The organism is Flavobacterium sp. (genome assembly GCF_044361065.1).
Classification (GTDB): domain Bacteria; phylum Bacteroidota; class Bacteroidia; order Flavobacteriales; family Flavobacteriaceae; genus Flavobacterium.
Genome location: NZ_JBIKJI010000156.1, coordinates 1 through 4,609 on the forward strand (window position 1 = coordinate 1; position 4,609 = coordinate 4,609).

At 31.3% G+C, this 4,609-nt stretch carries 7 protein-coding genes; 1 reads left to right on the plus strand and 6 read right to left on the minus strand.

From position 1 onward, the window contains the following. From ACIQ11_RS08880 to ACIQ11_RS08905, 6 genes are all read right to left on the minus strand, one after another. Positions 1-139 (minus strand): cryptochrome/photolyase family protein (locus tag ACIQ11_RS08880; protein WP_396154289.1); only part of this gene is annotated, 139 nt, incomplete at its 3' end. 53 nt (positions 140-192) lie between these two features. Further along, positions 193-1,824: a DUF2256 domain-containing protein gene (locus tag ACIQ11_RS08885; RefSeq protein ID WP_396154286.1), complete on the minus strand. Its 1,632-nt coding sequence runs from the start codon at positions 1,822-1,824 to the stop codon at positions 193-195. Between the two features lie 2 nt (positions 1,825-1,826). Then, the gene (locus ACIQ11_RS08890) at positions 1,827-2,483 is read right to left on the minus strand and encodes a flavin reductase (RefSeq protein WP_353079893.1); all 657 of its coding nucleotides are present in this window, start codon (positions 2,481-2,483) and stop codon (positions 1,827-1,829) included. Beyond that, the gene (locus ACIQ11_RS08895; protein WP_353079894.1) at positions 2,465-2,863 is read right to left on the minus strand and encodes a DUF2452 domain-containing protein; all 399 of its coding nucleotides are present in this window, start codon (positions 2,861-2,863) and stop codon (positions 2,465-2,467) included. Before ACIQ11_RS08895 ends, ACIQ11_RS08890 begins: the two co-directional genes overlap by 19 nt. 4 nt (positions 2,864-2,867) lie before the next feature. After that, positions 2,868-3,158 carry a TIGR03643 family protein gene (locus tag ACIQ11_RS08900; RefSeq protein WP_396154287.1) on the minus strand — a complete coding sequence of 97 codons (291 nt, stop codon included), beginning with the start codon at positions 3,156-3,158 and terminating at the stop codon, positions 2,868-2,870. Positions 3,159-3,532: 374 nt separating this feature from the next. Then, a complete protein-coding gene (locus ACIQ11_RS08905; protein ID WP_396154288.1) occupies positions 3,533-3,985 on the minus strand; it encodes a GAF domain-containing protein in 453 nt (150 codons plus the stop codon). Between the two features lie 126 nt (positions 3,986-4,111). On the opposite strand from ACIQ11_RS08905, the gene xrtF reads away from it, so the two are divergent. Further along, positions 4,112-4,606: an exosortase family protein XrtF gene (gene xrtF / locus ACIQ11_RS08910; RefSeq protein ID WP_396154290.1), complete on the plus strand. Its 495-nt coding sequence runs from the start codon at positions 4,112-4,114 to the stop codon at positions 4,604-4,606. Positions 4,607-4,609 lie beyond the last annotated feature (3 nt).

Sequence of the window (4,609 nt, forward strand, 5' to 3'; positions counted from 1 at the left end):
TTTGAATATGATGCGTGGCATAATCCGTTTCTGTTCGGATTTCCATCATCACATAAGTCACCGAATCATCAATGGTTTTGAACCAAGAATGATTGCAGTTCAATTGATCTCCGAGAACTAATCGTAACGTTTTTGACATTTTTTTTATTTAAAGATTAAAGGATTTAAAAATTTAAAGATTCAGAATGTTTTTCAATCTTTCAATCTTTCAATCTTTTTTTCATTCCTACATCTATCACTGCAATATTTCACTTCGTCCCAAACTTTTTCCCATTTTTTACGCCAAGCGAATGGTTTTTGGCAAACAATACAGATTTTAGTCGGTAGGTTTTGTTTTTTACTCCTCGCATTTTTAGGTTTATTGGGGTTACTCACGTGTTTTTGCATAATTCGTTTTCCTTCTTGTTTCACTTCAGCTTTTTTTCGAAAGCTCCAAACGATGTCGCTGGCATATTTCCGAGTTGCTTCAATATCAACAATAGGAGCTGGATACTCTTTGCCAATAATGCAATTATAAAATTGCTGCTCCATTTCATTCATTTTCCAAGGTTCGTGAAGCAAATGCACGGGCACTTCTGCTAATTCGGGCAGCCATTGTTTAATGAAAACTCCTTCTGAATCATGTTCTTCTGAATTTTTAATTGGACTATAAATCCGTATCGTATTGATTCCCGTGGTGCCCGATTGCATTTGAATTTGCGGATAATGAATACCGGGTTCGTAATCTAAAAATTGCCTTGCCAAAAAATGCAATTCACGCCAATCTTGCCATAAATTAAAAGTAAAAAATGACACGACCATCGCGCGCATTCTAAAATTAATATAGCCTGTTGCTACCAAACATCGCATACACGCATCTACAATTGGCACACCCGTTTTCCCTTCTTGCCAAGCTTTAATATAAGTTTCGTTTTTTGGTTTTATTAAAACGTCATAAGCTCGGTTGGCGTTTTCAAATTCCATTTCGCATTCGTCTTCAAATTTTTGAATGAAATGACAATGCCAATGCAAACGTGAAACAAAATTGAGAATGGCGCGTTTATTTTTTGATGATTCGTAATGCTGATTCGTATATTGATAAATCATACGCATACTGATGTTGCCATAAGTCAAGTAAGGCGATAAGCGACTACAGCCTTTTCTACTCAAGGCAGGTTTCGAAATATGTTTGCTGTAATTGACATAACGCTCTTTGACAAAACTATCCAAATAACGCCACGCCCAATATTCGCCACCTTTTTGAAAATTTTTGTTAGGAGTGGTAATTTCAGTTGATAAATCAGCGCCTTTTATTTTGTCATAAAAGTCAGAATCTAATTCTATCGTTTTTAAATCGGATTCTTTTATGATTTTAGGCGTGTCACGCATTACTTGTTCCCAGCGCTTGTCCCAATCTTGTCTTGATTTTAATTTACGAATGACACCGTGCATTTGAAACTCTTTCCAAATGATTTCATTGTCATCGAAAAACGCTTTCATTTCCAAATCGCGGTTGTAGGTTAACTTATTTCCGATTTCTTGATGGGAGAAAACACTTTTTATCTCAAATTTTTGAATTAATTCTGAAAATACGGTTTTGACTTCATTATGAAAAAAATAAATTTTTGCGTTAAATGGTTGAAGTTTTTTATTCAAATCCTGAATGGATTCGTAAATGAATCGCCAATGTCGTACATCTGAATCATCATAATTCATTACAGATGGCTCGAAAATATAAAGTAGCACTAAAGGCAAATCAGATTGGTGAGCATAAAAAAGCGCTTCGTTATCAACCAAACGAAGGTCACGTTTAAACCATACAATATTGGTTGCTTTTTTTGTCAAAATTAAATTATTGAAGTAATTTCCTTGTTTGCTTTTGCGTAACTCAATCTTGAAATTCGTGTTGTTTTATGATAACTGTCCAATCCAGAACAAGTTAACGATGCAGCTTTTTCAATATCTAAAAAACCATCTTTTTGCAAACAATCTTCAGGAAAATATACCTCTTTAACTTCTCCAATAATCAAAACTGTACTATTGATAGAAAGCGTTACTTTTTCTTTAAATTCCATTGCTAATTTCACATTACTTTCTTTAACAAAAGGTGCAAAAAAGTCATTTTTATATTCAGGAATTAAACCAGTTTCATCAAATTCTGAACAAGCTCTATCATATCTTGCTGAAGTTTGATGCGCTTGTTTATGAATTTTTTCTGTGATGTGATTGATGGTGTAAAAGCCTGTTTCTAATATGTTTTCAAGCGTATGACGTTCCACAACACCTGGGCGAAAAACGATACCAAATAATGGTGGGTTACTTCCAATATGAAGAATTGAGTCGACAATTGCTAAATTGGTTTGGTTGTTTTTGTTTTTTGTACCAATTAATCCAACACTTTTAAAACCACCCAAACTATTTGCAAAATGAACACGTTCTTGTTTTTCCATATTCATTATTTGTTCATAGGAAATTTGATTTAGTTTTACTCTTGTTTCACCCATTTTTTATCACTGTTTAATTTGAATGTTCCAATATGTTCTTTATTCCATTCGTATGGTGGGATTAATGATAAAAAATGATTTCCTTCGTTTCCAATATATAAATGATAAATTTCTCCAATTACTGGTTCAAATGAAAATTTTGCATTATAAATAATTTCATTCCATTCGAATTCTTCCATTAAACTTTGATATTGCAGTTTTAATTCATTGAATTTATTTTCGAATTCTTTGTTCACATTTCTAACGCCTCTGCCTTTCCAAGCGGCTACATCGTCAACTTTAATAATAGGTGCGCCTACACTTGTGGCATAGGGTAAAAAACTGGCGTTGTATCCTTTTTCTTTAGAATATACGATATTATCTGGAATTTCTTTTTGCATTTTTTTATCTTTTAGATATTTTATTGTTCGAAATAGCGCGTTGTAAATTGGATTTAAACCTATCAATTCCTTCTACACGTTTCGCTGTGTGTTTGGTTTTGCAATTTTCTACACGTTTTCGCCATAATTTATAACTGGAAAATTTTAATTCTTTTTTCATTAATGCTTTAACATCCGCTTCTGCTAATCCGAATTGGAATGTAATAGCATCAAATGGGGTTCTGTCTTCCCAAGCCATTTCTATAATTCTATCGATGGCAATATCATCTAATTCTGTTTTTTGAGCAACTGGCATTATTTTGTTTAATTATAATTAAAAAAGAATAAACAAAATTAAGTAGAATAATTTGAATTTCAATACAGAAAAGGAATAAAAAAATCCGTTATTTAAATTAAAGCAACGGATTTCATATTTTATTTCATTATTGTCCGATAAAAAACAAATGAAATTTTGAGCCTATTTTTTTGCCACGGATTTCACAGATTTCACAGATTTTATGGGTGATAATCCCCTAAATCCGTGACATCCGTGGCAAAATTTTTCATTTGATTGCATCACATTAAAAAATAAGGCGAAATGTAATTTAAGCAGTTAAACAGTTCGTAATCATAGCTTTAAAATTATATTAAAATTTTTAATCGGACAACAATGATTTTATTTAGAAAAATTTAAAAAAGTAAAGCAACTTGTTCGTTTACAAATTCTAAAAAACGTTCATCTGCTTCTGTAAATGGATCGATAACGTGACTGTCGATATCAATTTGACCAATATTAATCCCGTTTACAAAAAGTGGTACTACAATTTCCGACTTTACAGTAAAACTACAAGCAATGTAATTGTCTTGAGCCGAAACATCAGGTACAACAAAGTTGGCATTGCTTTCTGCTACTTGTCCGCAAATACCTTTTCCAAACGGAATAACGGTATGATCGGTTTCAGCCCCAACATAAGGACCAAGATGTAATGTTTTGGTTTGATGATTTGCAAAATAAAAACCAACCCAATTGTAATATGAAATAGAATCTTGTAATAATTGACAAATACGAATTAGCTTTTCATATCTATTTTCATTACTGTTAATGATGTTTTTTACTTCTGATTTTATATTTTCAAATTCCATTTTTAATTTTTTTGTAAAATTATATATAAATAAGAAAGTAAAAATTATATTTTTGTTAAAATTAAAATTTTGAAAAACATATTTCAGCAACATAAAGTATTTTTTATTTTTCTGGCGAAATTTCTTTTGTGCTATTTTATCGTTACGATAGTCTACTCGTTTTATTTAAATCAATACCACACACATAAAAATGAAGTTGATGGCATAACGCAATTTGTAGCAGAACAAACAAAAAATACGCTTGTTTTTTTTGGTGCAGATTGTGAGATAATCAAACATGAATTTGAGCCATCATATAAAGTCATCTATAATTCCAAATATATTGCCCGGATAGTTGAAGGTTGTAATTCGGTAAGCATAATCATTTTATTTGCTACTTTTATATTTGCTTTTTCAAATAGATTTATTGCTACTTTTTTATATATTTTTTTAGGTTCGATATTGATTTTCATATTGAATATTTTCAGAATTGCTTTGCTAACTACGGGGCTTTATAAGTATCCAGAATACGGAACTTTTTTACACGACATTCTTTTCCCATTGGTTATTTATGGAGTAGTTTTTGTGTTATGGATTATTTGGGTGTTAAAATTTTCAGCGTATGCAAAAGAAAAAAAGTAAAGT